Genomic DNA, 26,219 nt, shown 5'->3' with positions numbered 1-26,219 from the left:
ACCTGATGGTCTGTGACTTCCCTACGCTGGCATTATCCAGATCAGGTGATACGGGTATTTCTCAGCCTTCACGCAGAAGGGCACCCCGAGTCGTTTGGTTGCGATAATAAATCGCAGAGGAGGATGGTAATGTCCGGCGCGCGCGTTGTAAACGAGGAAAAACGGCAGTATTACAATAACGTCACGAAACTATTTTATATACGAATCCAGCACCTTAAGGACAACATCCAGGTCTTCTTCACGCTTTAGTTCATCGCCCTGGTGAACAATGTGTTCCGTCAGATGACCTTTAATCACTTCCCGCATCAGGCCGTTTACCGCGCCACGAATGGCGGCAATCTGTTGTAGAACGGCAGCACATTCATGCGGTTCGTCGAGCATTTTCTTAAGCGCGACGACCTGTCCCTGAATCTTACTGGCGCGCGCTTTCAGTTTCTGTTTGTCGCGGATGGTATGAGACATAACAACACCTGGTTAACAAGATAATGAAAAATCATAGCACTACTAATCTACTGGGGGGTAGTATCATGTACTGGGGGGGAGTAGAATCTCTGCATCCATTTAATACTAAGAATTATTATCATGACTGAATTTACCACTCTTCTTCAGCAAGGAAACGCCTGGTTCTTCATCCCCAGCGCCATCTTACTCGGTGCACTTCATGGTCTGGAGCCTGGGCACTCAAAAACGATGATGGCGGCGTTTATCATCGCCATTAAAGGTACGATTAAACAGGCGGTGATGCTTGGACTGGCAGCAACCATTTCGCATACTGCGGTAGTCTGGTTGATTGCCTTTGGCGGGATGGTGATCAGCAAACGCTTTACTGCGCAGTCGGCGGAACCGTGGCTACAGTTAATTTCTGCGGTCATCATTCTCGGCACCGCATTATGGATGTTCTGGCGCACATGGCGCGGTGAACGAAACTGGCTTGAGAATATGCACGGGCATGATCACGAGCACCACCATCATGACCATGATCACGAACATCATCACCATCACGGACATGGCGAGAATGTCGAATATCAGGACGCCCATGAGCTGGCTCACGCAAATGACATTAAACGACGCTTTGATGGCAGGGATGTCACGAACTGGCAGATTTTACTGTTTGGCTTGACTGGCGGACTGATCCCCTGCCCTGCAGCGATAACTGTGCTGCTGATTTGTATTCAACTGAAAGCCCTCACTCTGGGAGCAACTCTGGTCGTTAGTTTCAGTATTGGCCTTGCGTTAACGCTGGTCACCGTGGGCGTTGGCGCGGCAATCAGTGTCCAGCAAGTGGCAAAACGCTGGAGCGGATTTAACACACTAGCCCAAAAAGCCCCCTATTTTTCCAGTCTGTTGATTGGCTTAGTTGGTGTGTATATGGGCGTGCATGGCTTTATGGGCATAATGCGATAACTCAATCCTTTGGGCTTGCATGTTATCTTCAGCCCAGGATGATTCTTAAATCAGCTATTTCCGCTGACTCTTCGCCCGATGAGGATGCTTTTACAGCATCCTTTCATTTACACTTTTTACGAAATCATGGGATCACTAACAAAATATCGCTTGTCGGTTATATTGTATGACAGGAAAGATATGCGACTGATTTTGCTGATCCCCAACGTGGAGAGTATATGACCATAAGAAATAAGTTATTGTTGGGTGCGCTGTTGCTGGCAACCAGCGTAGCGTGGGCCGCACCGGTCACTGCGGGTTCGACCAATGCCTCTGGAATTTCAAAGTATGAGTTGAGCAGTTTCATCGCTGACTTCAAGCATTTCAAACCAGGCGATACCGTTCCAGAGATGTACCGCACCGATGAGTACAATATTAAGCAGTGGCAGTTACGTAACCTGCCTGCCCCTGACGCCGGAACTCACTGGACCTATATGGGTGGCGCATATGTGTTGATCAACGACACTGACGGTAAAATCATTAAAGCCTACGACGGCGAAATATTCTACCATCGCTAAAAAAAGCCCCCTCATCATGAGGGGGAAATGCAGACACCTTGTTATTTTTTATTATTAGCCACTTGCTCGTCTTACTTGTTATTAGTCGTATTTCACGTTGATCAAGGCAGTAGCCTCCAGTGCGCCAGATTTAACTTTATTTTTATCATATACATAGTAACTGGCTGTTACCGGAATTGAGACTGTTGTATCTGTAATTTTTGACTTCGCCGCAATTTCCTTTAAATTTGTGTATCCTTTACTGCTGTCAGTGATATTTAAAAGTGTGACTGGTGAACCATTACTTTCAAGAATAAATCCTACGCCATTATCTTCCGCACCTTTCAGTATCGTGTTACTGCTGGTTAACAAATCAGAACTTGATAAATACACCTGCATTTTCCGTGATGTTTGATTTTGTTGACCTAATAAATTTTTACAACGCAGAATAATATCCCCTTTCTTGCTATTTATTGTTGTTTTGTTACCTGTGACTGGTAATTGTGAAACGGGAATACTCTCTAAAGTAATTAATAAATCATCAGGTTTGCAGGTCGTTGTTATCGGGTTGTATGACAATGCCAGATTAAAGGAATAGACACCTGCATTTTGTGCCAATGCATTTCTGTAGCTATTCACACATGCATCCCACGACTTTCCTCCTAGCAAACACAGTAAAAATTGCACTGCAGCACTTCCACGCGTTGTTGATGAAGCACTGGATAATGTCGCGACACCATTAATCATCACTGCTCCGCCGCCCCCTGCAGAAACATTCACTTTCGCGTTACTGGCTGCCGATGTCACCGTTACTGAATAACCACTGGTGAAACTGGTCTGGTTATTTGATAATGTGATGCTGTTTTTGTTAGTCCATTCAAAATGTAAATTTAATTTAATGGTATCGTTATAAAGTCCAACAACAATATCCGACGGACTCATGGGGTTGATGGTATTCGTACTCACGCATGACGAGTCATTAAAATTATGCTCATATGTCGCCGTTTGTGTTTGAGTTAGCGCAAAATCTCCCTGAACAACCAAATTATGCTGCGCTGACAACTCTCCATAACATGCCGCATAGCTCACAGGCATAACCATCATCATTAATATAAATTGCATTATGCGAATTTTCATAGAACCACCTGACTATTACTGGCAAATATAATTTTTACTTTCATCAATCTCTTTACCGAAGGTGATTATGCATGAAAGTCCTTGTCGTTTATCAATTGCTACATTAACCGATGGCGGTACGTCATTGGTGCGAATAAATAACTGGCTTCCCTGACCGACAACGCCAATATTATGGCCATGGATATCATTAACTTCATAACCAAACGTTAATGGTTGTCCATCCACTCTTAACGCTTTTATAAACCAGGGTTTGCGCTGATCGGTATCAAAATTAATCAGCACGACCGCGCCGCGATAAGGGGCGGCAATTTTCCGGTTGCCACGTAATTCTGCTTCGCTATCGCTTTGCGACACATCCAGCATCAGGTGATTTTCCCGATAAGACGTCATTCCGTCGTATACCACCACCCCATTAGGATTTGTAGTGCGATATTTTTGTCCATTAACATAAGCATCTTTAATTCCTGGTGCATACATCACAGCAAACGTTTCAGAAAGACGATTCGCCAGATTCACACCACCAGACCAGGCGACAATGCCCCCTGAAACACTGGCTCCAGCCTGTCGATAAATACTCGACTGACTATAACTGCCATTCACTGTCACCATCGGCGCGTTCCAGGTTAAATTCGCCCCAGCTGTCGTTTCGTTCCCCTGATGCTGATGACTCAAGTTGGCACCATAGTTAAACTGATCGCGGCTCCCAACCGTTCCCGATATTCCTGTATTGTTTGAGGCAAAACCCTGATCGTCAAAGGTCGTTGAGTTAGACATATATATTTGCCGCCGTGGTGTCGTGACATCATCACCCCAATCAAAGGGAATCGATATAAAAATATTAAAGCGTTTTTCTTCATGATGATTCTCGTCATAAGCCTGACTTGCTGCGAGGGTATAGCTTATCCGTTGCAAGTTATTGGAGTAACTCAACTGATAATCTTTGCTGCTGCCGCTACGCCCCCAGTAATCTCGCCATAATGTGCTTAATGACACAGAACCCCAGCCTTCTGGCAATGACTGACTCATATTGGCGGAAAAGCTATTTTTGCGCCCAAAATCATTCTGGTAATAATCTGCAATGTCATAGGCATCATTTTTATCGCGACGATAATTATCTTTATTATTTGCCCAGACATAATCATTAAACGTCCGGTAATCGCGCGAAGAATAACGCCAGGCTGCCAGGCCAAAACGCGTCGATGTTTGAGTCACAAATTTGTTGTAGGCTATCTGATAACTTTGTCCGTCAAAAATATCGCCATTATCTTGCTTACTATGAGATTTTGTTGCATCGACAGAAATCGCGCCAATACGTGTATTCCAGCCAGTCCCAAGAGTAAATGCGTAGTAATTATTGGCAATCATCGTGCCGCCATACAGCGTTAATAAATTATTAAAGCCATACTGGTAACCGACCTGAACAAAATCGCTTTGCTTATTTGCTCCTTCAATATGGCTACGACCCGCCGCAAAATCATATTTCGACACGCCCGGTTGCAACATATTTGGCACCGCCGAATAAGGCACCAGGTACGTGGTAACCGAACCGTCAGCCTCTTTCACGCTAACATCAAGATCCGCTCCACCACCGGCCAATTGCAAATCAGTAATCGAAAATGAGCCAGGTGGAACCTCCTTCTGATAAACAATAAAACCGTTTTGTTCAATGGTTACCAGCGCGTTACTCTGCGCAATCCCCAGCACTCGTGGGGTAAAATTTTGTTTCGAGTCAGGCAACATCTGCATATCACGAAAAAGTCGCACGCCACTGAAGCGAACAGAGTCAAAAATATCGCTTGAGGTGTACATATCACCGACACGCAGCGTGCCGAGAATTTGTGCAAACCCGCGTTCCAGATATAGGGTATTGCTTTTCCACTCCCCAGGATTATTATCCGTTTTGCTGAAACTGGCATCAGAATGCAGTTGCCACCCCAGCAGATTTAATCCACTGTTAAAACGAACATAACTACTCTTGTTATTACCCGACGCTTTATAGTCGCTGTAATACTGGCTCATATAATAAGAGGTATAAAAAGCATTAATACCCCGTTCCCAGTTTTCCGGCGGGACATAACCACTTTCCAGTTCATCAACCCAGGCTTGCGGAACGCTGAAATCTAAACGAAAAACACCGATATTCCAGGCATAACTCCCACCCTGAACAAGTTGCTCTAATGTTAAACATTGCTTACTACTGGCGAAGTTATCGGTATTAATACCTAACCGCTTGATAATTTCTCTCGCCAGGCATGTTTCTTCGGGGTTATCTTTAACGATAATCTCATATTTCCCACGCCATTGTTTATTGACATAAATATCGATGTCATATTGGCCCGGTAAAGGTTGATTATCATCAAGGCGAATATGAGCAACCTGTTGGTCTTTCATTCCCCCCATCATAAAATGGGTGTCAAAGGTTTCTTCCGCTGCATACGCTTCAATGCCGAGCAATAACGCTACGATTGCTAATGCGAGTGGGGTTATTCTCAACACGGGCAGCTCCTGCAATTAAATTTTGTCGCTAATATAGTTGCCATCATCATCAATAATGATCAAATACCAGCTATTCGCATTATTAGTTTTGACGTTTACACTCTGGCTTTCTAATGGCGCAATCATGATGGTTTCATAATTGACTTTGACATTATTCGCTTTTACATCGGAAATCGTCACCCAGTTCGGCGAATCATTTTTTATCACCAGCCCATTGCCGCTACGATTTACCAGCAATTTCTTAAACGTTGCTTTATTAACCGGAGCAATACCCGCCGGTCGGTAAAACAATTTGATTCTGTTTTGCATCGCAAACTTCAGTGCATTCTTGCCTTCTTGTTCTGGACTATTAGGTGGAATATCCAGAACGTTCAGATAAAAAATGCTCTCTTTATTACTGGGCAACTTATTCGGCATGATTTTAATTTTTACTTGCTGTCCGGAGTTAGCCCCTATTTTTGCCACTGGTGGCGTTAGCATGAAAGGAACCTGAATCTTTTCCGGCGGCAGTGATGTGTCGCCATCATCAATCCACGCCTGAAGTAATGAAGATCGGTTTCCCTGATTCATCAACTGCACCATCACTTCTTTATTTTCAGCCGGGTAAATAATTCGCGTCCCGTAGATGACAATTCCGGCATGTGCAGGAAGAACCATAGAAGAAATGAGTAAAGCTAATAACCCTTTCATCTTAATGCCTCTTAAAATTAAAAGGCCGCCATGGAGATAGCGGCCATGTTTATTTCCTGGAGAAACTTGCAAAATTATTTAATTATTAATCCTGCGCCACACGCATAACTAAAGAAGAGACCACATCACCTGATTGCACTGAGTCTTCTGTCAGTTTCAGGTATTTTGCTTTAAACGGAATCGCATACTGACCATCCGCTGTTTTATAACTCTCAATATTAAAAGGCGCTGAAACATCCAGTACATTGCTGTTATCGCCTAAATAGAGATAATAACCCACGGTATCGTTACTACTGGCTATAGCCTTATCGTTGCCGGTTATTTTATCATTGGTGATCAACGAGAGTTTTACACCAGCTACTTCTTTCGGGCAGCTAATTTTTAACATGCTGCTGGTTACACCGACTGCATCATCATAGGTTGAATATTTCGCTTTACCTTCAAAGACAGTGGTCGGAACAGTTGGCATATTAATACTTACTGAATCACCACCCGCTTCAAATTTACACGGAGACTCTGCAATATTCCCCTTAATGGTTAAAGTTCCGGTATCAACGTCTGCAGCAAATACGCCAGCACTCATAAAAAAAGAAGAAAAGACAGCGGTAGCAATAATTGAATGTTTCATAATAGGTTCCTTAATATAGTTTATTTTGATTGTTAAGACTCTGTATCTCGTGGAAACAAATTTCTCACATCAAAAAGGTTACCGCAATGTAAACGCATTGTTTTATTGATTTAAAACAATTTAACCATTGCAATATAATTACAACAAATACTTAAGGGAATTAAATATTTACCACATCTATTAATTGACATAATTTACTGTTAACCACATTCTTAAAATAAATAAAAAAGCCTAAATCATTCACGGGAATGATTTAGGCTTTCCAAATATTATTAAAAGAGTGTTGCCTGATTAATCGTAGCGATTTAATACGATTCGACGTTTGCTATCGTTGCCCGCTGTAACCAGCTCTGTAGTGACGCCTTTTACCGGCGAAGAAATCCGATGACGGGTATCAACGCTTTGCGATACCTGACCGCAATGCTGTTGGGGCTGGCTATTAACAATATCCATACTGCATGTTGGGGGGCTGATCCTGCCATTAATCGTTAATGCGGCAGTCTCTGAAGAGAACGCGGGAGAAGCCAATCCATAGGCAAGAAAAATGATTCCTGACAGCCAATACTTATTCATTGAACGTTATCCCTGTAGTAAAGGTTATGCCTGGATAGATTGAGTGCATAACAAACTATAGCTGTACATCCGCTACACAGCCACGAAGGATGATAAAGAGGCTTTACCTGTACGATCAATCTACTTTGTACAGTTTAGGACTAAGATCCACTGAATATTCGCAGCATTAAAAAAGCGTTCATTTAAAGCCACAAAATAAATACACCGCATCAATGTATCATTTCTGCGGTGTATGACGAACAACCAGAAAGGCTAATGCACGTTAGACCGCGCGGAAGGAGATCTCACCTGGAATAACTTCACCTTGCCAGTAGAGCTGAGCAGCAACCCGGTCAGCCAGTTGGCGGTAGATAGTAGTAAATTCGCTCTCCGGACGGCTGATAACGGTAGGTGTTCCTTTGTCGAGATCTTCACGCAGGCTAATGTGTAACGGCATTTGCCCCAACAACTGCGTATGGTATTTCTCGGCCAGTTTCTCTGCCCCACCAGTGCCGAAAATCGGCTCATGATGACCACAGTTACTGCAAATATGGACGCTCATGTTCTCGACAATACCCAGTACCGGAACTTCGACTTTCTCGAACATCACGATACCTTTTTTCGCATCAATCAGCGCGATGTCCTGTGGCGTGGTGACCACTACTGCACCGGTTACAGGAATGTTTTGCGCCAGTGTCAATTGAATGTCACCGGTGCCTGGCGGCATGTCGAGCACCAGATAATCCAGATCCGGCCATAAGGTTTCTTGCAACATTTGCATCAACGCCTTGCTCGCCATCGGGCCACGCCACACCATCGCGTTGTCGTCAGTGACCAGATAACCAATTGAGTTGGTTGCCAGGCCATGAGACATAATCGGTGCCATATGAGTCCCGTCTGGCGAGGTCGGACGCTGATTTTCTGCCCCCAGCATGGTTGGGATAGACGGACCATAAATGTCGGCATCCAGAATGCCGACTTTCGCTCCTTCCGCCGCCAGCGCCAGCGCCAGGTTTACCGCCGTGGAGGATTTACCCACGCCACCTTTGCCGGAACTGACCGCGATAATGTTCTTCACGCCGTTAATTCCCGGCTGATTCTTCACGCGTTTCAGCGTGGCAATGTTATGCGACAGTTTCCAGTCGATAGCTTTTGCCCCGGTGATACGCAGCAATTCGGCGCTACATTGCTCTTTTAACTCTTCGAACGCGCTATGCCAGACGAACGGCATAACCAGCTCCACATGCAGCGTGTCGTCCATCCAGGCGACATGATGCAACGCTTTCAGCGTGGTAAGGTTATGCTTCAGGGTTGGGTGCTGAAAATTAGCCAGTGTCCCGGCGACCATTGCGCGCAAGGCTTCTGGTGATTTGGCCTGGGATTGTTCGTTCATCCCGACTCCTTATTTATATAGATAAACCATCAGCTAAATAGTTTACCTGAAGAAAATAGATAAGTACTTACTTAACATTTTCCCATTTGGTACTATCTAACCCCTTTTCACTACTAAGAAGTAATGCCTACTATGACTCAAGTCGCGAAGAAAATTCTGGTGACGTGCGCACTGCCGTACGCTAACGGCTCTATCCACCTCGGCCATATGCTGGAGCACATCCAGGCTGATGTCTGGGTCCGTTACCAGCGAATGCGCGGCCACGAGGTCAACTTCATCTGCGCCGACGATGCCCACGGTACGCCGATCATGCTGAAAGCCCAGCAGCTTGGTATTACCCCGGAGCAGATGATTGGCGAAATGAGTCAGGAGCATCAGACTGATTTCGCAGGCTTTAATATCAGCTACGACAACTATCACTCGACGCACAGCGAAGAGAACCGTCAGTTGTCTGAGCTTATCTATACTCGCCTGAAAGAGAACGGTTTTATTAAAAACCGCACCATCTCTCAGTTGTACGACCCGGAAAAAGGTATGTTCCTGCCGGATCGTTTTGTGAAAGGCACCTGCCCGAAATGTAAAGCGCCAGATCAATACGGCGATAACTGTGAAGTCTGCGGCGCGACCTACAGCCCGACTGAACTGATCGAGCCGAAATCTGTGGTTTCTGGTGCTACGCCGGTGATGCGTGATTCCGAACACTTCTTCTTTGATCTGCCCTCTTTCAGCGAAATGTTGCAGGCATGGACCCGCAGCGGCGCGTTGCAGGAGCAGGTGGCAAACAAAATGCAGGAGTGGTTTGAATCCGGCTTGCAACAGTGGGATATCTCCCGCGATGCGCCTTACTTCGGTTTTGAAATTCCGAACGCACCGGGCAAATACTTCTACGTCTGGCTGGACGCGCCGATTGGTTACATGGGTTCCTTCAAGAATCTGTGCGACAAGCGCGGCGATACCGTAAGCTTCGATGAATACTGGAAGAAAGACTCCACCGCCGAACTGTACCACTTCATCGGTAAAGATATCGTTTACTTCCACAGCCTGTTCTGGCCTGCCATGCTGGAAGGCAGCAACTTCCGCAAGCCGACCAACCTGTTTGTTCACGGCTATGTGACGGTGAACGGCGCGAAGATGTCCAAGTCTCGTGGCACCTTCATTAAAGCCAGCACCTGGCTGAATCATTTTGACGCTGACAGCCTGCGCTACTACTACACTGCGAAACTCTCTTCGCGCATTGATGATATCGATCTCAACCTGGAAGATTTCGTTCAGCGCGTAAATGCCGATATCGTCAATAAAGTGGTTAACCTGGCCTCCCGTAACGCTGGCTTTATCAACAAGCGTTTTGACGGCGTGTTGGCAAACGAACTGGCTGACCCTGAACTGTACAAAACCTTTACCGATGCCGCTGAAGTTATTGGCGAAGCGTGGGAAAGCCGCGAATTTGGTAAAGCTGTGCGCGAAATCATGGCGCTGGCTGACCTGGCTAACCGCTATGTTGACGAGCAGGCTCCGTGGGTGGTGGCGAAACAGGAAGGCCGCGATGCCGATCTGCAAGCGATTTGCTCAATGGGCATTAACCTGTTCCGCGTGCTGATGACTTACCTGAAGCCGGTACTGCCGAAACTGACTGAACGTGCGGAAGCATTCCTCAATACGGAACTGACCTGGGATGGTATTCAGCAACCGCTGCTGGGCCATAAAGTGAATCCGTTCAAGGCACTGTATAACCGTATCGATATGAAACAGGTGGAAGCACTGGTGGAAGCATCCAAAGAAGAAGTGAAAGCAACTGCCGCGCCAGTTACTGGCCCGCTGGCTGATGATCCGATTCAGGAAACCATCACCTTTGACGACTTCGCCAAAGTTGACCTGCGCGTGGCGCTGATTGAAAACGCAGAGTTTGTTGAGGGTTCTGACAAGCTGCTGCGCCTGACGCTGGATCTGGGTGGCGAAAAACGCAATGTCTTCTCCGGCATTCGTTCTGCTTACCCAGACCCACAGGCGCTGATTGGTCGTCACACCATTATGGTGGCTAACCTGGCTCCGCGTAAAATGCGCTTCGGTATCTCCGAAGGCATGGTGATGGCTGCCGGTCCTGGCGGGAAAGATATCTTCCTGTTAAGCCCGGATGCCGGTGCTAAACCTGGTCATCAGGTGAAATAATTCCCCTTCAAGGCGCTGCATCAACAGCGCCTTTTCTTTATAAATTCCTAAAGTTGTTTTCTCGCCTTTTTGTCGCTCTGTAACCTGCGCAAATGCTGTTAGCATCTGTATTAAACTGGATAAAATTACAGGGATGCAGAATGAGACACTTTATCTATCAGGACGAGAAATCACATAATTATTCAACTGTTCCATAACGGCTGGCGCTATCAGGAACAGAGCGCCATTAGTCAGGCTGATTTGCTGGCGAACGAACTCACCGTAATCGGTTTTTATCGGCTGGCGCATGTGTTGAAGCAATTACGCAATTCGGAAAGCGAGACACTGGCAGAAGTATTGAATAATTGTGTTTTACTCTGCGAACAGTTGTTACTGATGCTTGAGCAACAAGGAGGAAAAAATGCTTTTTATTAAGAGATCTACTCCATTTCCGGACTGCTCAAGACGAGGTATAAAGAATATTCTATAGCGCCCTGGTGAGAGTCACCAGTTTTCTGATCTTGATAAAATGGAGTTTTACATGAAGGCTTTCAACAAGCTGTTTTCCCTCGTTGTTGCATCTGTTCTGGTTTTCTCTCTCGCTGGCTGTGGTGACAAAGAAGAATCAAAGAAATTTAGTGCCAATCTGAACGGTACTGAAATTGCCATTACCTATGTCTACAAAGGCGACAAGGTGCTTAAGCAATCTTCAGAAACCAAAATTCAGTTTGCAACCATCGGTGCAGCTAACAAAGAAGAGGCGGCTAAAAAGCTTGAGCCGTTAAGTGCAAAATATAAAAACATTGCTGGCGTTGAAGAAAAATTAACCTTTACTGATACTTACGCGCAGGAAAACGTGACTATCGATATGGAAAAAGTTGATTTTAAAGCCCTGCAGGGTATTTCCGGCATTAACATTTCTGCTGACGATGCCAAAAAAGGTATCACTATGGCGCAAATGGAACTGGTGATGAAAGCCGCTGGCTTTAAAGAAGTGAAATAATCTGCCGGAGGCCATGCTCTCTGCATGGCCTCCAGACCTGTCTTAGTTTTTCTTCACATGCTGGCGCGCAGCCAGTCCACGCAGAAAATAACGCAAGAATTGATCGCCGCATTCGCGGAAGTTTTTATGATCCGGTGCGCGCATCATCGCAGTAATTTCCGGCATAGAAACGCGGAACTGCTGTTCGGTGAGGATCGCCAGGATGTCATCGGTTTTCAGTGAAAACGCGATACGCAATTTTTTCAGCACAATATTGTTATTAATACGACGTTCCGGCTCCAGTGCCGGTGCAGACTCATCCCTGCCGCGTTTTTCGTAAATCAGACCATTCAGGAACGAGGACAAAATAATGTCCGGACAACGTTGAAAACCTTCTTCATCTTCTTTACGCAACCAGATGGCAATCTGTTCGGCAGTGGTTTCGACATTGCCCAGCGCCAGAATGCGCACCAGGTCGTTATTATTGGCTTTTAAAATGTAGCGCACGCTGCGCAGAATATCATTACTTAGCATGAGGCCTTCAGGTGTTGATGAGGCAAAAAGCCATTTTAGCAGTCTTTTACAGGCCAATCGCCTCTTTTAAGCTTTTCAGATAACGGCGGCTGACCGGCACGGTTAAGCCATTACGCAAAATCAACTCGGCCTGGCCATTATCTTCCAGGCGAATCTCCTGCAAATGCGCGAGGTTAACCAGATACTGACGATGGCAGCGTAGTAGTGGTGTACGACTCTCCAGGGTGCGTAATGTCAGTTCAGTAAAGCCCTCTTTCCCTTCGTGACTGGTGACGTAAACACCGCTCATCCGACTGCTGACAAACGCTACATCTTTCATTTGCAGTAAATAAATCCGACTGTGCCCCGTACAAGGAATAAATTTCAGCGCCTGCTGATTTTCCGGTAACAGCGAAACATCCTGCTTGCTCCGCTCCTGACGCAGACGAGCCAGCGTTTTCTCCAGCCGCGCTTCATCAATCGGCTTCAGCAGATAATCAAAGGCATGTTCTTCAAAGGCTTTAATGGCGTATTCGTCAAACGCGGTGAGAAAAACGATATACGGACGATGTTCCGGGTCGAGCATCCCCACCATTTCCAGACCGCTGATGCGTGGCATCTGAATGTCGAGAAACAGCACATCCGGGCGCAGTTTATGCACCGCGCCAATCCCTTCCACGGCGTTTGAGCACTCGCCGACAATTTCAATATCGCTCTGCTCCTGCAAAAATACGCGCAGGTTTTCCCGTGCTAATGGTTCATCATCGACAATTAAGACTTTAATCATGCCTCGTCCCTCCATGGCAGTCGTAACGTTATTCGGGTGTAACTATCAGGCTCACAGGCGACGCTTATCCCATAGTCATCGCCAAACCGCTCACGTAAACGCTTATCCACCAGATTCATCCCCAGCCCACTGGCATTGGTTGCCGGTTGATACAAACCGGCATTGTCTTCGATCTCCAGCATCAAATGTTGCCCTTCACGCCTTGCGCTAATTGCCACTCGCCCTGTATCCAGCAGTTGTGAGGTTCCATGTTTAATAGCGTTTTCCACTATTGGTTGCAGGGTAAACGCGGGCAACTGCTGCCGGGATAATTCCTCCGGAATAGAAATGTTGACCTGCAACCGTGACTGGAAGCGCGCCTTTTCAATTTGCAGATAAGCATTCACATGTTCAATTTCGTCGGCGAGAGTAACAAACTCCGAAGGCCGCTTTAAGTTTTTGCGGAAAAAAGTGGAAAGATACTGCACCAGCTGGCTGGCCTGTTCGCTGTCGCGACGGATCACCGCTTTAATGGTGTTAAGCGCATTGAACAGGAAATGGGGATTCACCTGGGCGTGAAGCAGTTTAATTTCTGACTGCGTGAGCATCGCTTTTTGCCGCTCATATTGCCCGGCGAGGATCTGCGCCGAAAGCAATTGCGCAATCCCTTCCCCCAGCGTGCGGTTGATTGAGCTGAACAAACGGTTTTTCGCTTCATACAATTTGATGGTGCCCATCACCCGCTGATTCTCACCACGCAACGGAATCACCAGCGTCGAACCCAGTTTGCATTGCGGATGCAAAGAGCAACGGTAAGGCACTTCGTTGCCATCGGCGTAGACCACTTCGCCGGTTTCAATCGCTTTTAAGGTGTAGGTTGAGGAAATCGGTTTGCCTGGCAAATGATGGTCGTCACCAATTCCGGTAAAGGCCAGCAATTTCTCGCGATCGGTAATGGCTACTGCGCCAATATCCAGTTCCTGATACAGCACCTGTGCCACTTTCATGCTGTTCACTTCGTTAAAACCCTGGCGCAAAATGCCTTCCGTCGAGGCAGCAACTTTCAGCGCGGTGGCAGAAAAAGCCGAAGTGTATTTTTCAAACATCGCGCGTTTATCCAGCAATATACGCATAAACAGCGCCGCACCGACGGTATTGGTGACCATCATTGGCGCAGCAATATTACTCACCAGACGCACCGCATCTTCATAAGGTCGGGCAATCGCCAGGATGATCAACATTTGCACCATTTCAGCGACGAACGTGACTGCACCGGCGGTAATGGGGTTAAAGACTTTATCAGTGCGCCCGCGACGGATCAGGATGCTGTGTACCAGGCCGCCGAGCAATCCTTCGACGATGGTCGAAATCATGCAGCTTAGCGCAGTCATGCCCCCCATTGAGTATCGATGTAACCCGCCGGTCAGACCAACCAGCCCTCCGACGACCGGACCGCCGAGTAAGCCGCCCATCACCGCGCCAATCGCCCGCGTATTAGCAATCGAATCGTCGATGTGCAACCCGAACCAGGTGCCCATAATGCAGAAAATGGAAAAGACGATGTAGCAGAGAAATTTATGCGGCAGACGAACCGTGACCTGCATTAATGGTATGAATAATGGCGTTTTACTCATTAACCACGCAATGACTAAAAAAACGCACATCTGCTGAAGCAGCAGCAACACCAGATTAAAATCGTACATACCCGCAAACCACACTTCCCTTTAAAACGCGTAACATACATTGCCTGCGTTTAACTTTCTTTGAACTCTTGCAGAAAAATGAGAATTCGTGAGTACGATCACTCAAAATCACCTGGCAAAAATAAAATCACCCTAACGATGAACTAAAAACGGACAAAACTACCTGGTTCGCAAATCTGCGTCTAAAGTTAAACCGGGACCTCGCGAGCAAGGGTGAGAGGATGGCGCTTTACACAATTGGTGAAGTGGCGTTGCTTTGTGATATCAATCCTGTCACGTTACGCGCGTGGCAGAGGCGTTACGGATTGTTGAAACCGCAGCGCACAGACGGCGGTCATCGCCTGTTCAACGATGCCGATATCGACCGGATCCGCGAGATCAAACGCTGGATCGATAACGGTGTGCAGGTCAGCAAAGTTAAAATGCTACTCAGTAATGAGAATGTTGATGTGCAAAACGGCTGGCGCGATCAGCAAGAAACTCTGCTTAATTACCTGCAAAGTGGCAATCTACAAAGTCTGCGAATGTGGATCAAAGAACGTGGTCAGGATTACCCCGCCCAGACGCTCACCACACATCTGTTCATTCCTCTGCGCCGACGTCTTCAGTGTCAGCAACCAACTCTCCAGGCGTTACTGGCGATCCTCGACGGTGTACTGATCAACTACATCGCCATTTGTCTGGCTTCAGCACGTAAAAAACAGGGTAAAGATGCGCTGGTGGTTGGCTGGAATATTCAGGATACCACGCGGCTGTGGCTGGAGGGTTGGATTGCCAGCCAGCAAGGATGGCGCATTGATGTCCTCGCCCATTCCCTCAACCAGCTCCGCCCGGAACTGTTTGAAGGCCGCACGCTATTGGTGTGGTGCGGTGAAAACCAGTCTCCCGCCCAGCAGCAGCAGCTCACCAACTGGCAGGAACAAGGCCATGATATTTTCCCACTCGGCATTTAATGATTCGTTAACAAATGCGCTTTACTGTACAATCCTTTCGTTAACATAAGGAGTGCATTATGCGCATAGCGAAAATTGGGGTTATCACCCTGTTCCTGTTGATGGCGTTAGGCGGTATCGGTGGCGTCATGCTCGCAGGTTATACCTTTATTTTGCGTGCTGGCTGAGTAGCTGCACCAACCGTTCAAACAGGCGGTCTACGATGATCGCCGCCAGTGCCACCAGCAACGCCCCCTGAATCACATAAGCAGTGTTAAATCCGCTAAGTCCGATGATGATGGGCGTACCCAGCGTGCTGGCTCCTACCGTTGAGGCAATGGTCGCCGTACCAATATTGATAATCACTGAAGTCCGCACGCCAGCCAGAATCACTGGCGCTGCCAGCGGTAACTCCACTTTACGCAATCGCTGACTCCGGCTCATTCCCATCCCTTTGGCAACGTCTGTCACGCTGGCATCAATCGCTCCCAGTCCGGCAAGTGTCGCCTGTAAGATCGGTAATACGCCGTAAAGGATCAAAGCAATAATCGCCGGTTGCTGACCAAACCCCATCACCGGAACAGCAATCGCCAGCACAGCTACGGGCGGAAAAGTCTGCCCAACGGCGGCAATGGTTTCGACCATCGGGCGAAACTCCGCGCCCCACGGGCGAGTGACAGCAATTCCGGCACCAGTACCAATGATCACGGCAAACAAACTTGAGATCCCCACTAGCCAGAAATGAGCCAGCGCCAGGGCAGCAAAACTTTCCTGCTGATAAACAGGCCGAGGTAATTGTGGAAATAAAGCTCCAAACAACGGCTGGCTATAGGGTAGCCAGAAAATCAGCCCCACAAACAGAGCAATAAGCCAGAACAGCGGATCGCGCATTATTTTCATACGATTACGCCTCCACCAGCAGATCCTGAAAATGTAATGTGCCGCAAGGTTTACCTTGATCGTCAACCACCGGCAACACTTCACAACCACGAGCGACAAACAATGAGAGCGCATCACGTAGCGTCATCTCTTCTGCCAGCGCCTCACCTTCAGCGCGTTCGTTGCGGCGCACATAATCAGTCACACTACGTAACGAAAGCAGGCGCACACCCAGTTCACTACGTCCAAAAAACTGGCGGACAAAATCATTCGCCGGACGAGTCAGCATCGTCAGCGGATTGCCCTGCTGCACCACTTCACCATGATCCATCAACACCAGATGTTCTGCCAGCCGTAGCGCCTCATCAATATCATGAGTGACCAGCACAATGGTGCGCCCCAGCAAACGGTGAATGCGCGTCATCTCTTGTTGCAACGCGCCGCGCGTCACCGGATCCAGCGCGCCAAACGGTTCATCCATCAGTAAGACTTGCGGATCGGCAGCCAGTGCGCGCGCCACTCCCACACGTTGCTGCTGACCACCGGAAAGCTGATGCGGATAACGCTCACGCAAATTTGACTCCAGCCCCAGTAGCGCCATTAATTCGTCGATACGATCGTCAATCCGCGCCCGCGACCATTTTTGCAATTGCGGCACGGTAGCGATGTTTTGCGCCACGCTCCAGTGGGGAAACAGGCCAATAGATTGAATGGCATAGCCCATCCGGCGGCGCAACTCCAGTACTGGCAGCGAGCGAATTTCTTCACCGGCAAAGCGGATCACGCCGCTGTCATGCTCCACCAGGCGGTTGATCATTTTCAGGGTGGTGGATTTGCCGGAGCCAGAGGTGCCAATCAGCACCGAAAAACTCCCTTCCTGAAAATTGAGATTGAGATCGTTAACGGCTTTTTGTGCGCCGAACAGTTTGCTGACATGGCTAAATTCAATCATTATGTTTCACCTTCAGCAGTGCGATAAGCAAATCGAACAGCGCGTCGGTAAGCACCGCCAGAACAATTACCGGGATCACCCCCAGCAACACTAAATCAATGGCGCTGCTTAACAGCCCCTGAAAAACCAGCGCACCAAAACCGCCTGCGCCGATTAACGCCGCAATCACCGCCATGCCGACGGTTTGCACCATCACCACCCGCAGGCTGCGCAGAAATACCGGTAACGCCAGCAGTAACTGAACATGCAGGAAACGCTGCGCCCCGCTCATGCCCATCGCTCTGGCGCTCTCCAGCACATCGCGCGGGATCTGGTTCAAACCGACTACCACGCCGCGCACCAGCGGCAGCAAGGCATAGAGCACCAGCGCAATCAGTGCGGGTGTCATTCCGGTTCCTGCTATGCCGAGCTTCCCCAGCCACGGAAAGGCCGTAACCAGCGCGGCAAGCGGCGCAATCAACAGGCCAAAGAGCGCCACCGAAGGCACGGTCTGAATGACATTGAGCAGAGAAAAAATCGCCCCCTGCCGCGCGGTGGAAAAGTAGCACCAGACGCCCAGCGGCACGCCAATCACCAGCGCCGGCAGTACCGAGCCAAACAGCAGGGTCAGATGCTGTGCCAGCGCGTCATCAAACACATCCTGACGGTTGGCGTATTCTTTCATTAGCGAGAGATCGTTAAGCGTGCCGGAGTACAGCAACCACAACGGAATGATGGCAATCTGCATATGCAACAACCAGCGCCACAGCGGATGCGTGGAGATTCGGCGGATTGCATCACTACAGGCCAGCAGTGCCAGCGCCGCTGCCAGCCAGAAACCACTGCCGAGGCTGGTACGCGCCAGCACACTGCCATTTTGCGCCAGTTGTGTCGCTGCCTTTCCCGCGCCCCACACCAGCAATACGAAGACGAATTGCGCAAGGATGAGTGCAAAAATGCTGCCTTTTCTACCGGGAATAAAACAGGCAGTCAGCCAGGCGCAACCAACGCCCACCAGCATCCAGATCGTTTGCGGCCACAGTTGCCAGAGATGACGCCCTTCACCCGAGACTAAACGATTAGGCGCATAACTGATAAACGGCAGTGCCGCTGCGATTGCCGTCAGCAACAGCAGCAGCGCCAGAACAGGATTAATACGGAGATAAGTCACGAGAAATTACTTCGTCCACCCTTTTTGTTTCAGGTAGTCGGCAGCCACTTTTTTGGCATCCAGTCCTTCAACGGCAATGCTGGCATTCAGTTGCTGCAATGTTTTTTCATCGAGGCTGGCGAAGACTGGCTGTAGCCACTGTGCCATTTGCGGATACTCCTTCAACACCGATTCACGCACCACTGGTGCAGGCGCGTAGATAGGTTGCACGCCTTGCGGATCGCTTAAGGTTTGCAGCCCCAGCGCCGCGACCGGACCGTCAGTGCCGTAAGCCATTGCGGCATTAACGCCAGAAGTTTGCTGGGCAGCGGCTTTAATCGTTACCGCCGTGTCGCCGCCTGCAAGTGACAGTAACTGATCCTGATCGAGTTTAAAGTCGTAAGCTTTTTCAAAAGCGGGTAACGCATCGGCGCGTTCGATAAACTCTGCCGAGGCTGCCAGTTTGAAGGTGCCGCCCTCTTTCAGATAACGACTCAGGTCGGCAAGCGAAGTGAGTTTGTTTTTCTCTGCAACATCCTGACGCACGGCGATGGTCCAGGTGTTATTCGCAGGCGCGGGCGTCAGCCAGATTAACTTGTTTTGCTCTGCATCGAGCTTTTTGACTTTCTCGTAGCCTTGCCCGGCATTTTTCCACGCCGCATCGTTTTCATCTTTAAAGAAGAAAGCGCCATTGCCGGTGTATTCCGGGTAGATATCCAGCTCGCCGGAAGTGATCGCCCCGCGCACCACCGGCGTGGTTCCCAGTTGCACTTTATTCACCGTCGGTACGCCGTGGCTTTCGAGTACCTGCAAGATGATGTTGCCGAGTAGCGCGCCTTCGGTATCGATTTTTGAACCGACTTTAACGGGGGAAGCCGCGTGCAGCGGCAGGCTCACGGCTGCCAACATAACCAGTGAACCTGCCCAGACCTTTGAGAGTGGCATGATGCTTTCCTCATTCTTTTACTGTTGTTTTCAGCGAATTAAGAGAAAAGCATAGTTGATAATGGCGGGGTTAGCCTGACTGGGAGGATTCAGTTGCAGAATCAGATAAATACTTAAGAGGCATATTCGGTTCGGCGTTTCCTGCCGGATGCGGCGCGAGCGCCTTATCCGGCCTACAAAGGGCGAAAATTCAGCAAGTTAAGATATGAACATCAGGCAAAGGGCGCAAACGTCGCGCCCTTACTAAAGCATTACAGCAACTCAAACTCACCTTTCTTAACGCGCGCGGAATCGGTGCCGATAAAGACGTTGAACTTGCCTGGCTCGGCGTCATATTTCATCTGTTGATTCCAGAACTTCAGCGCCTCGATATCGATCGGGAAGCTGACGGTCTGAGTTTCGCCCGGCTTCAGGGTGATTTTCTCAAAGCCTTTTAGCTGTTTCACCGGGCGACTCATGGAAGCCGTCACATCCTGCAAGTACATCTGCACTACCGTCGCCCCTTCGCGTTTACCGGTGTTCGTCACCTGCACGCTGGCCGTCACTTTGCCGTCACGCTTCATTGTCGGCGCAGAAAGTTTCACATCAGAGACGGTGAACGTGGTATAGCTCAGACCATAGCCGAACGGATAAAGAGCCCCGTTAGCTTCATCAAAATAACGCGAAGTGTATTTGTTCGGCTTGTCGGCATTATACGGACGCCCGGTATTCAGATGGCTGTAGTACACAGGGATCTGCCCGACAGAACGCGGGAAGGACATCGGCAGCTTGCCGGACGGGTTGTAATCGCCAAACAATACATCGGCAATCGCATTCCCCCCTTCCGTACCCGCAAACCAGGCTTCCAGAATCGCGTCGGCCTGCTGATCTTCTTTCACCAGCGCCAGCGGACGACCGTTCATCAGCACCAGCACCAGCGGTTTACCGGTGGCCTTCAGCGCCGCAATCAAATCACGCTGACTTTGCGGGATGGTGATATCGGTACGGCTGGAGGCTTCGTGCGCCATCCCCTGAGCTTCACCGACTACCGCCACCACCACATCAGATTGTTTCGCGGTCTGCACCGCTTCATCAATCATCTCTTGCGGCGAGCGCGGATCGACCTTTACCGCCTCTTCATACTGATTCAGGAAATCGATAATGCCTTTGTCACTGGTGACGTTTGCCCCTTTGGCGTACAGCACTTTACCGTTTTCACCAACGGCATTTTTAATCCCGGTCAGTACGGTCACGGATTGATCGGCAACACCGGCTGCGGACCAGCTGCCCATCACGTCACGTTTACTGTCCGCCAGTGGCCCAACCACCGCAATGGTGGCCGATTTTTTCAGCGGTAACGTTTCGAGACGGTTTTTCAGCAGCACCAGGCTTTCTCGCGCCACTTCACGCGCTTCTTTGCGATGCAGGCGGCTTTCAGCATTGGTATCCACCGGGTCAGACTCTTTCGGCCCAAGGTGGCTGTACGGATCGTTAAACAGTCCCATGTCATATTTGACGTTCAGTACGTGACGCGCGGCATCGTCCAGCTCTGCCATCGTCACTTTGCCGGATTTGATCAAACCAGGCAGATACTTCGAGTAATACTCGTCGCTCATGCTCATGTTGATCCCGGATTTCAGCGCCACGCGCACCGCATCTTCCGGATCTGCCGCCGTACCGTGTTTAATCAGTTCTTTGATTGCACCGTGATCGGAAACGGTGATGCCTTTAAAGCCCCACTGGTCGCGCAGAACATCTTTCAGCAGCCAGGAATCGGAGGTGGCTGGCGTGCCGTTCAGCGAGTTCAGCGCCACCATCACCGCGCCGCTGCCAGCGTCCAGCCCCGCTTTGTACGGCGGCATATAATCATTAAACAGGCGCTGCGGACTCATATCGACGGTGTTGTACTCTTTACCGCCTTCTACCGCGCCGTATGCGGCAAAGTGTTTGACGCTGGTCATCACCGAGTAGCGATCTGCCGGGCTTTTACCCTGCATCGCTTCCACCATGGTTTTACCCATTGTTGAGGTGAGATACGTATCTTCGCCAAAACCTTCGGAAGCACGTCCCCAGCGCGGATCGCGCGAGACATCGACCATTGGCGCCCAGGTCATATTCAGGCCATCATCTGCCGCTTCATAAGCAGAGACGCGCCCTACTGTTTTCACCGCATCGAGGTTAAAAGAAGAGGCCAGGCCGAGGCTAATCGGGAAGACAGTGCGCTGACCGTGCAGCACATCATAGGCAAAGAAGAGAGGAATTTTCAGGCGGCTTAATTCCATCACCTGATCCTGCATAGCGCGGATATCCTGACGGGTTACGGTGTTGAAAATCGCCCCAACCTGCCCGTCTTTGATCATCTCGCGGATCGCCTCTTTCGGGTTATCCGGGCCGACGCTGATTAAGCGCAGTTGACCAATCTTCTCATCAACCGTCATTTTTTTGAGCAGTTCGGTGACGAACGCATCCCGCGCTTCGGGCGTTAATGGATGGTTACCGAACAAATCATCCGCCAGTGCTGGCTGTAAGGCCAGACTTACCGCGATACCTACTGAACATAGCCATTTCATGTGGATTTTTCTTCCTTTGTTGCCCGATGTGGCAGCGAAAATGGTGCAAAAACCGTAGTTTGCCATAAGCATGATGGAGAGAGAAAAAGAATGCTCAGTTTATTGTCTGAATTTTCAAAATATTCACTCGCTGAATTGTCATACAAGGCGCTATTCTAGTTTGTGATATTTTTTCGCCACCACAAGGAGTGGAAAATGTCTTCCATGACAACAACTGATAATAAAGCCTTTTTGAATGAACTTGCCCGTCTGGTCGGTCATTCACACCTGCTCACCGATCCCGCAAAAACGGCCCGCTATCGCAAGGGCTTCCGTTCTGGTCAGGGCGACGCGCTGGCTGTCGTTTTCCCTGGCTCACTACTGGAATTGTGGCGGGTGCTGAAAGCCTGCGTCACCGCCGACAAAATTATTCTGATGCAGGCCGCCAATACCGGTCTGACCGAAGGCTCGACGCCAAACGGTAACGACTATGATCGCGATATCGTGATCATCAGCACCCTGCGTCTCGACAAACTGCACGTTCTCGGCAAGGGCGAACAAGTGCTGGCATATCCTGGCACCACGCTCTATTCGCTGGAAAAAGCTCTCAAACCGCTGGGTCGCGAACCGCACTCGGTGATTGGTTCGTCGTGCATAGGTGCATCGGTCATCGGCGGTATCTGTAATAATTCCGGCGGCTCGCTGGTGCAGCGTGGCCCGGCATATACCGAAATGTCGTTATTCGCGCGCATAAATGAAGACGGCAAACTGACGCTGGTGAACCATCTGGGGATTGATCTGGGCGAAACACCAGAGCAGATCCTCAGCAAGCTGGATGACGATCGTATCAAAGAAGATGATGTTCGCCACGATGGTCGTCACGCCCACGATTATGATTATGTTCACCGCGTTAGGGATATTGAAGCCGACACACCCGCACGTTATAACGCCGACCCGGATCGCCTGTTTGAATCCTCCGGTTGCGCCGGAAAACTGGCAGTATTCGCGGTACGTCTTGATACCTTCGAAGCAGAAAAAAATCAGCAGGTGTTTTATATAGGCACCAATCAGCCGGAAGTGCTGACTGAAATCCGCCGCCATATTCTGGCTAATTTCGAAAATCTGCCGGTTGCAGGGGAATATATGCATCGGGATATCTACGATATCGCGGAAAAATATGGCAAAGACACCTTCCTGATGATCGATAAACTTGGCACCGACAAGATGCCTCTCTTCTTTAACATCAAAGGGCGTACCGATGCGATGCTGGAGAAAGTGAAATTCTTCCGTCCGCATTTTACCGACCGTGCGATGCAAAAATTCGGTCATCTGTTCCCCAGCCATTTACCCCCGCGCATGAACAGCTGGCGCGATAAATATGAACATCATCTGCTGTTAAAAATGGCGGGCGATGGCATTGGCGAAGCGAAATCGTGGCTGGTGGATTATTTCAAACAGGCTGAAGGTGATTTCTTTGTCTGTACGCCGGAGGAAGGCAGCAAAGCATTTTTACACCGTTTCGCCGCTGCGGGGGCGGCAATCCGTTATCAGGCCGTGCATTCCGATGAAGTCGAAGACATTCTGGCGCTGGATATTGCTCTGCGGCGTAACGATACCGAGTGGTATGAGCATTTGCCACCGGAGATCGACAGCCAGTTGGTACACAAGCTCTATTACGGCCATTTTATGTGCTATGTCTTCCACCAGGATTACATCGTCAAAAAAGGTGTGGATGTACATGCGTTGAAGGAACAGATGCTGGAGCTGTTACGCCAGCGCGGCGCGCAATATCCTGCCGAGCATAACGTCGGTCATTTGTATAAAGCGCCGGAGACGCTGCAGAAGTTTTATCGCGAGAACGATCCAACCAACAGTATGAACCCTGGGATCGGTAAAACCAGCAAGCGGAAAAACTGGCAGGAAGCAGAGTAAATATAGCCGGATGCCTGATGCAGATGTAGGCCTGATAAGATGCGCCAGCATCGCATCAGGCATCGTGCCCGAATGCCGGATGCGGCGTAAACGCCTGCTCCTGCCTACAGGCAAGCAAACTTAATCGTTCTGTGCCGTCTGCCCCGCCGCCGCCATCTGAGCGGCTTTTTGTTTTTTATAGCTCAACGCCGCAGCCGGAACAGGCATCACTTTACCGGTCTCAATCCAGGTACGCAGGCGGCTGGCATCGGCAAAATGGGTATATTTGCCAAATGCATCCATCACCACCAGCGCCACCGGTTTATTATTGATAACCGTGCGCATCACCAGGCAATGCCCTGCGGCATTGGTAAAACCGGTTTTGGTTAACTGAATATTCCAGTTATCGCGATAAACCAGATGGTTAGTATTGCGGAACGGCAGGGTGTACGTCGGATTAGAGAAGGTCGCCATATCTTCACGGGTGGTACTCAACTGACCGATCAACGGATATTGTTTGCTGGCAATCAGCAATTTGGTCAGGTCACGGGCCGTCGAAACGTTATGCACCGACAACCCGGTCGGTTCAACAAAGCGCGTGTTGTTCATTCCGAGCGACTTCGCTTTCGCATTCATCGCTTTAATAAAAGCGTTATAACCACCAGGATAATGGTGCGCCAGGCTTGCCGCCGCGCGGTTTTCCGAAGACATCAGCGCCAACAACAGCATATCTTTACGGCTGATTTCGCTGTTCAGTCGCACGCGCGAATAGACCCCTTTCATCTCTGGCGTCTGGCTGATATCCACTTTCAGTTTTTCATCCAGCGGCAGTCGTGCGTCAAGCACCACCATTGCGGTCATTAATTTGGTGATTGACGCAATCGGACGCACCAGATCCGGGTGGTTCGAATAGATCACTTTGTTGGTATTCAGATCAACAATCATCGCACTACCGGAAGCGATTTCCGGCTGCGAAGCTGTGGTAGCGGCGGTCGTTTTCGCAACGGCCTGCGGTGCAAAAGGCACAGCCAGCATTAGAGCCAGGCTAAATAAAGAAACTCGAAATTTCGGCATGATGAGCATTCAGATAGTGGTTCACGCGCACGGGTTGCGCACCGCCGGAGTAAGGATTTACTGAGGCTAGCGACGCCATCATAACGAGCAAAAAGTGCGATCGTCAAAGGAGAATCGTGAGGAAATGCTGCATTGCTGACATTTACGTCAGCAATGCAACGCAAAAGAACTTTCTAGAACAGCCGATAACCGTACCCCCACAGAATAACGGTAATAGCGAGCAGCACTTCCAGCACCAGTACGCCAATCGCCAGCGTCGAACTGGAGAAACTAAGACCTTCCTCTTTGTTGATATTCAGGAAACTCGGAATACCGAGATAAAGCAGATAGCCGGTGTAAAACAGCGCCACCGTACCCACCAGCGCGCACAGCCAAACCAGCGGATAAAGCGCCACCAGGCCGCTTAAAAACAGCGGCGTTGCGACATATCCGGCAAAGACCATACAGTGCGCAAGCGATGGACGTTGCGGATATTTGCGCGCCATCCACCAGATGACTCGCCCCATCACCGCGACCCCTGCCAGCATAACGCCATAAAACAGGACAGCCAGCGCCAGTCCGGTAAACCAGGATAACTTCAGGATAGTGCCATCGCCAAAATTCCAGCCAATTTGCGTGGTGCCAATGAAGGCACAGATCACCGGAATCGCCGCCATCAGCAAAACGTGGTGGGTGTAGTGATGAGAAATCGTTTCGTTTTCACGATTAATCACCTGCATTTCACGATCGGGATGGGAAAACAGTCCCCAGACATGGCTCATACCGCCCCCTTTTTGTGAGTTGCTGAACCTGACAGTTCAAGTATAAGTCAGCTTGTGGTTATTTTTTGCCCTGTTGTGAAATTTGCGTCGCATGATGAAACGCCTTTTTCTGCGCAAACAATTCACAGGGTGTATGCTTACAGGCAACCAAAGGGAGACAGAC

At 49.3% G+C, this 26,219-nt stretch carries 24 protein-coding genes, 1 pseudogene and 1 riboswitch; of the genes and pseudogenes, 8 read left to right on the top strand and 17 right to left on the bottom strand.

Going from position 1 to position 26,219, the window contains the following annotated elements; translation table 11 throughout:
- Position 1 precedes the first annotated feature (1 nt).
- Positions 2 to 98: riboswitch (TPP riboswitch) on the bottom strand.
- Positions 99 to 189: 91 nt separating this feature from the next.
- Positions 190 to 462 (bottom strand): Ni(II)/Co(II)-binding transcriptional repressor RcnR, encoded by a 273-nt coding sequence (gene rcnR / locus A7098_RS00520; RefSeq protein WP_000019944.1) that lies wholly within the window; start codon positions 460 to 462, stop codon positions 190 to 192.
- A 120-nt stretch (positions 463 to 582) separates the two neighbouring features.
- Here rcnR and A7098_RS00515 point away from each other — a divergent pair, with 120 nt between their 5' ends.
- Together A7098_RS00515 and rcnB are read left to right on the top strand one after the other, a co-directional pair.
- On the top strand, positions 583 to 1,404 hold the full coding sequence (locus A7098_RS00515; RefSeq protein ID WP_000134643.1) for a nickel/cobalt efflux protein RcnA: 822 nt from the start codon (positions 583 to 585) through the stop codon (positions 1,402 to 1,404).
- A 218-nt stretch (positions 1,405 to 1,622) separates the two neighbouring features.
- Positions 1,623 to 1,961: a Ni(II)/Co(II) efflux transporter accessory subunit RcnB gene (gene rcnB / locus A7098_RS00510; protein ID WP_000155513.1), complete on the top strand. Its 339-nt coding sequence runs from the start codon at positions 1,623 to 1,625 to the stop codon at positions 1,959 to 1,961.
- Between the two features lie 81 nt (positions 1,962 to 2,042).
- On the opposite strand, the gene A7098_RS00505 is transcribed toward rcnB, so the two are convergent.
- The 6 genes from A7098_RS00505 to apbC all read right to left on the bottom strand — a co-directional run bounded on the left by A7098_RS00505 (position 2,043) and on the right by apbC (position 8,836).
- Positions 2,043 to 3,077 (bottom strand): putative fimbrial-like adhesin protein, encoded by a 1,035-nt coding sequence (locus tag A7098_RS00505; RefSeq protein WP_105280152.1) that lies wholly within the window; start codon positions 3,075 to 3,077, stop codon positions 2,043 to 2,045.
- Between the two features lie 15 nt (positions 3,078 to 3,092).
- Entirely contained in the window at positions 3,093 to 5,573 is a 2,481-nt protein-coding gene (locus A7098_RS00500) for a fimbrial biogenesis outer membrane usher protein (protein WP_105280151.1), read from the bottom strand.
- Positions 5,574 to 5,588: 15 nt separating this feature from the next.
- Entirely contained in the window at positions 5,589 to 6,263 is a 675-nt protein-coding gene (locus tag A7098_RS00495; protein WP_105280150.1) for a fimbria/pilus periplasmic chaperone, read from the bottom strand.
- A gap of 85 nt (positions 6,264 to 6,348) precedes the next feature.
- Entirely contained in the window at positions 6,349 to 6,891 is a 543-nt protein-coding gene (locus tag A7098_RS00490) for a fimbrial protein (protein ID WP_032225668.1), read from the bottom strand.
- 291 nt (positions 6,892 to 7,182) lie between these two features.
- Positions 7,183 to 7,464: a YehE family protein gene (locus A7098_RS00485; RefSeq protein ID WP_032225669.1), complete on the bottom strand. Its 282-nt coding sequence runs from the start codon at positions 7,462 to 7,464 to the stop codon at positions 7,183 to 7,185.
- A 262-nt stretch (positions 7,465 to 7,726) separates the two neighbouring features.
- Positions 7,727 to 8,836 carry an iron-sulfur cluster carrier protein ApbC gene (apbC, locus tag A7098_RS00480; RefSeq protein ID WP_001005449.1) on the bottom strand — a complete coding sequence of 370 codons (1,110 nt, stop codon included), beginning with the start codon at positions 8,834 to 8,836 and terminating at the stop codon, positions 7,727 to 7,729.
- A 132-nt stretch (positions 8,837 to 8,968) separates the two neighbouring features.
- Here apbC and metG point away from each other — a divergent pair, with 132 nt between their 5' ends.
- From metG to A7098_RS00465, 3 genes and pseudogenes are all read left to right on the top strand, one after another.
- Positions 8,969 to 11,002: a methionine--tRNA ligase gene (gene metG, locus A7098_RS00475; protein WP_105280149.1), complete on the top strand. Its 2,034-nt coding sequence runs from the start codon at positions 8,969 to 8,971 to the stop codon at positions 11,000 to 11,002.
- A 174-nt stretch (positions 11,003 to 11,176) separates the two neighbouring features.
- Positions 11,177 to 11,416 (top strand): annotated as a pseudogene (locus tag A7098_RS24065) (hypothetical protein); the annotation flags it as partial.
- A 106-nt stretch (positions 11,417 to 11,522) separates the two neighbouring features.
- Positions 11,523 to 11,984, top strand: a complete 462-nt coding sequence (locus A7098_RS00465; RefSeq protein WP_010347181.1) for a YehR family lipoprotein — start codon at positions 11,523 to 11,525, stop codon at positions 11,982 to 11,984.
- A gap of 42 nt (positions 11,985 to 12,026) precedes the next feature.
- Here the strand turns inward: A7098_RS00465 and A7098_RS00460 are convergent, their stop codons facing one another.
- From A7098_RS00460 to btsS, 3 genes are read right to left on the bottom strand one after another with little or no spacing between them, the layout of a single operon-like run.
- Complete coding sequence (locus tag A7098_RS00460) at positions 12,027 to 12,497, bottom strand: DUF1456 family protein (RefSeq protein WP_010347183.1); 471 nt, start codon at positions 12,495 to 12,497, stop codon at positions 12,027 to 12,029.
- 46 nt (positions 12,498 to 12,543) lie between these two features.
- Positions 12,544 to 13,263, bottom strand: a complete 720-nt coding sequence (btsR, locus tag A7098_RS00455; protein ID WP_000598641.1) for a two-component system response regulator BtsR — start codon at positions 13,261 to 13,263, stop codon at positions 12,544 to 12,546.
- Positions 13,260 to 14,945, bottom strand: coding sequence for a two-component regulatory system sensor histidine kinase BtsS (gene btsS, locus A7098_RS00450; protein WP_105280148.1), 1,686 nt, complete (start codon positions 14,943 to 14,945; stop codon positions 13,260 to 13,262). Before btsS ends, btsR begins: the two co-directional genes overlap by 4 nt.
- 221 nt (positions 14,946 to 15,166) lie before the next feature.
- Between btsS and mlrA the strand changes: the two genes are divergently transcribed.
- Positions 15,167 to 15,898: an HTH-type transcriptional regulator MlrA gene (gene mlrA / locus A7098_RS00445; protein WP_001240389.1), complete on the top strand. Its 732-nt coding sequence runs from the start codon at positions 15,167 to 15,169 to the stop codon at positions 15,896 to 15,898.
- 59 nt (positions 15,899 to 15,957) lie between these two features.
- Positions 15,958 to 16,065: a protein YohO gene (locus tag A7098_RS00440; RefSeq protein WP_001216965.1), complete on the top strand. Its 108-nt coding sequence runs from the start codon at positions 15,958 to 15,960 to the stop codon at positions 16,063 to 16,065.
- Here A7098_RS00440 and yehW read toward each other — a convergent pair.
- The 5 genes from yehW to bglX all read right to left on the bottom strand — a co-directional run bounded on the left by yehW (position 16,046) and on the right by bglX (position 22,331).
- A complete protein-coding gene (yehW, locus tag A7098_RS00435; RefSeq protein WP_000700017.1) occupies positions 16,046 to 16,777 on the bottom strand; it encodes a glycine betaine ABC transporter permease YehW in 732 nt (243 codons plus the stop codon). The genes A7098_RS00440 and yehW overlap by 20 nt on opposite strands.
- A gap of 4 nt (positions 16,778 to 16,781) precedes the next feature.
- Positions 16,782 to 17,708, bottom strand: a complete 927-nt coding sequence (yehX, locus tag A7098_RS00430; RefSeq protein ID WP_105280147.1) for a glycine betaine ABC transporter ATP binding protein YehX — start codon at positions 17,706 to 17,708, stop codon at positions 16,782 to 16,784.
- Positions 17,701 to 18,858, bottom strand: a complete 1,158-nt coding sequence (gene yehY, locus A7098_RS00425; protein WP_105280146.1) for a glycine betaine ABC transporter permease YehY — start codon at positions 18,856 to 18,858, stop codon at positions 17,701 to 17,703. Before yehY ends, yehX begins: the two co-directional genes overlap by 8 nt.
- 6 nt (positions 18,859 to 18,864) lie before the next feature.
- On the bottom strand, positions 18,865 to 19,782 hold the full coding sequence (gene osmF / locus A7098_RS00420) for a glycine betaine ABC transporter substrate-binding protein OsmF (protein WP_085460933.1): 918 nt from the start codon (positions 19,780 to 19,782) through the stop codon (positions 18,865 to 18,867).
- Between the two features lie 251 nt (positions 19,783 to 20,033).
- On the bottom strand, positions 20,034 to 22,331 hold the full coding sequence (gene bglX / locus A7098_RS00415; RefSeq protein WP_105280145.1) for a beta-glucosidase BglX: 2,298 nt from the start codon (positions 22,329 to 22,331) through the stop codon (positions 20,034 to 20,036).
- A 195-nt stretch (positions 22,332 to 22,526) separates the two neighbouring features.
- On the opposite strand from bglX, the gene dld reads away from it, so the two are divergent.
- The gene (gene dld, locus A7098_RS00410) at positions 22,527 to 24,242 is read left to right on the top strand and encodes a D-lactate dehydrogenase (protein WP_085460934.1); all 1,716 of its coding nucleotides are present in this window, start codon (positions 22,527 to 22,529) and stop codon (positions 24,240 to 24,242) included.
- 120 nt (positions 24,243 to 24,362) lie between these two features.
- Here dld and pbpG read toward each other — a convergent pair whose 3' ends face one another.
- Together pbpG and A7098_RS00400 are read right to left on the bottom strand one after the other, a co-directional pair.
- Positions 24,363 to 25,295: a D-alanyl-D-alanine endopeptidase gene (gene pbpG / locus A7098_RS00405; protein ID WP_010347193.1), complete on the bottom strand. Its 933-nt coding sequence runs from the start codon at positions 25,293 to 25,295 to the stop codon at positions 24,363 to 24,365.
- A gap of 173 nt (positions 25,296 to 25,468) precedes the next feature.
- Positions 25,469 to 26,056, bottom strand: coding sequence for a Yip1 family protein (locus tag A7098_RS00400; RefSeq protein ID WP_000020073.1), 588 nt, complete (start codon positions 26,054 to 26,056; stop codon positions 25,469 to 25,471).
- Between the last annotated feature and the right edge of the window lie 163 nt (positions 26,057 to 26,219).

The sequence above is a fragment of the Escherichia sp. MOD1-EC7011 genome, from assembly GCF_002965005.1.
GTDB classification, from domain to species: domain Bacteria; phylum Pseudomonadota; class Gammaproteobacteria; order Enterobacterales; family Enterobacteriaceae; genus Escherichia; species Escherichia ruysiae.
The sequence above is the reverse complement of the archived record's forward strand: the minus strand, read 5'-3'. Positions and strand labels throughout refer to the sequence as shown.

Excerpts from the sequence above, each read along its gene's own strand:
- rcnR (WP_000019944.1), bottom strand. The coding sequence starts at position 462 with ATGTCTCATACCATCCGCGACAAACAGAAACTGAAAGCGCGCGCCAGT.
- A7098_RS00515 (WP_000134643.1), top strand. The coding sequence starts at position 583 with ATGACTGAATTTACCACTCTTCTTCAGCAAGGAAACGCCTGGTTCTTC.
- rcnB (WP_000155513.1), top strand. The coding sequence starts at position 1,623 with ATGACCATAAGAAATAAGTTATTGTTGGGTGCGCTGTTGCTGGCAACC.
- A7098_RS00505 (WP_105280152.1), bottom strand. The coding sequence starts at position 3,077 with ATGAAAATTCGCATAATGCAATTTATATTAATGATGATGGTTATGCCT.
- A7098_RS00495 (WP_105280150.1), bottom strand. The coding sequence starts at position 6,263 with ATGAAAGGGTTATTAGCTTTACTCATTTCTTCTATGGTTCTTCCTGCA.
- A7098_RS00490 (WP_032225668.1), bottom strand. The coding sequence starts at position 6,891 with ATGAAACATTCAATTATTGCTACCGCTGTCTTTTCTTCTTTTTTTATG.
- A7098_RS00485 (WP_032225669.1), bottom strand. The coding sequence starts at position 7,464 with ATGAATAAGTATTGGCTGTCAGGAATCATTTTTCTTGCCTATGGATTG.
- apbC (WP_001005449.1), bottom strand. The coding sequence starts at position 8,836 with ATGAACGAACAATCCCAGGCCAAATCACCAGAAGCCTTGCGCGCAATG.
- metG (WP_105280149.1), top strand. The coding sequence starts at position 8,969 with ATGACTCAAGTCGCGAAGAAAATTCTGGTGACGTGCGCACTGCCGTAC.
- A7098_RS00465 (WP_010347181.1), top strand. The coding sequence starts at position 11,523 with ATGAAGGCTTTCAACAAGCTGTTTTCCCTCGTTGTTGCATCTGTTCTG.
- A7098_RS00460 (WP_010347183.1), bottom strand. The coding sequence starts at position 12,497 with ATGCTAAGTAATGATATTCTGCGCAGCGTGCGCTACATTTTAAAAGCC.
- btsR (WP_000598641.1), bottom strand. The coding sequence starts at position 13,263 with ATGATTAAAGTCTTAATTGTCGATGATGAACCATTAGCACGGGAAAAC.
- btsS (WP_105280148.1), bottom strand. The coding sequence starts at position 14,945 with ATGTACGATTTTAATCTGGTGTTGCTGCTGCTTCAGCAGATGTGCGTT.
- mlrA (WP_001240389.1), top strand. The coding sequence starts at position 15,167 with ATGGCGCTTTACACAATTGGTGAAGTGGCGTTGCTTTGTGATATCAAT.
- A7098_RS00440 (WP_001216965.1), top strand. The coding sequence starts at position 15,958 with ATGCGCATAGCGAAAATTGGGGTTATCACCCTGTTCCTGTTGATGGCG.
- yehW (WP_000700017.1), bottom strand. The coding sequence starts at position 16,777 with ATGAAAATAATGCGCGATCCGCTGTTCTGGCTTATTGCTCTGTTTGTG.
- yehX (WP_105280147.1), bottom strand. The coding sequence starts at position 17,708 with ATGATTGAATTTAGCCATGTCAGCAAACTGTTCGGCGCACAAAAAGCC.
- osmF (WP_085460933.1), bottom strand. The coding sequence starts at position 19,782 with ATGCCACTCTCAAAGGTCTGGGCAGGTTCACTGGTTATGTTGGCAGCC.
- bglX (WP_105280145.1), bottom strand. The coding sequence starts at position 22,331 with ATGAAATGGCTATGTTCAGTAGGTATCGCGGTAAGTCTGGCCTTACAG.
- dld (WP_085460934.1), top strand. The coding sequence starts at position 22,527 with ATGTCTTCCATGACAACAACTGATAATAAAGCCTTTTTGAATGAACTT.
- pbpG (WP_010347193.1), bottom strand. The coding sequence starts at position 25,295 with ATGCCGAAATTTCGAGTTTCTTTATTTAGCCTGGCTCTAATGCTGGCT.
- A7098_RS00400 (WP_000020073.1), bottom strand. The coding sequence starts at position 26,056 with ATGAGCCATGTCTGGGGACTGTTTTCCCATCCCGATCGTGAAATGCAG.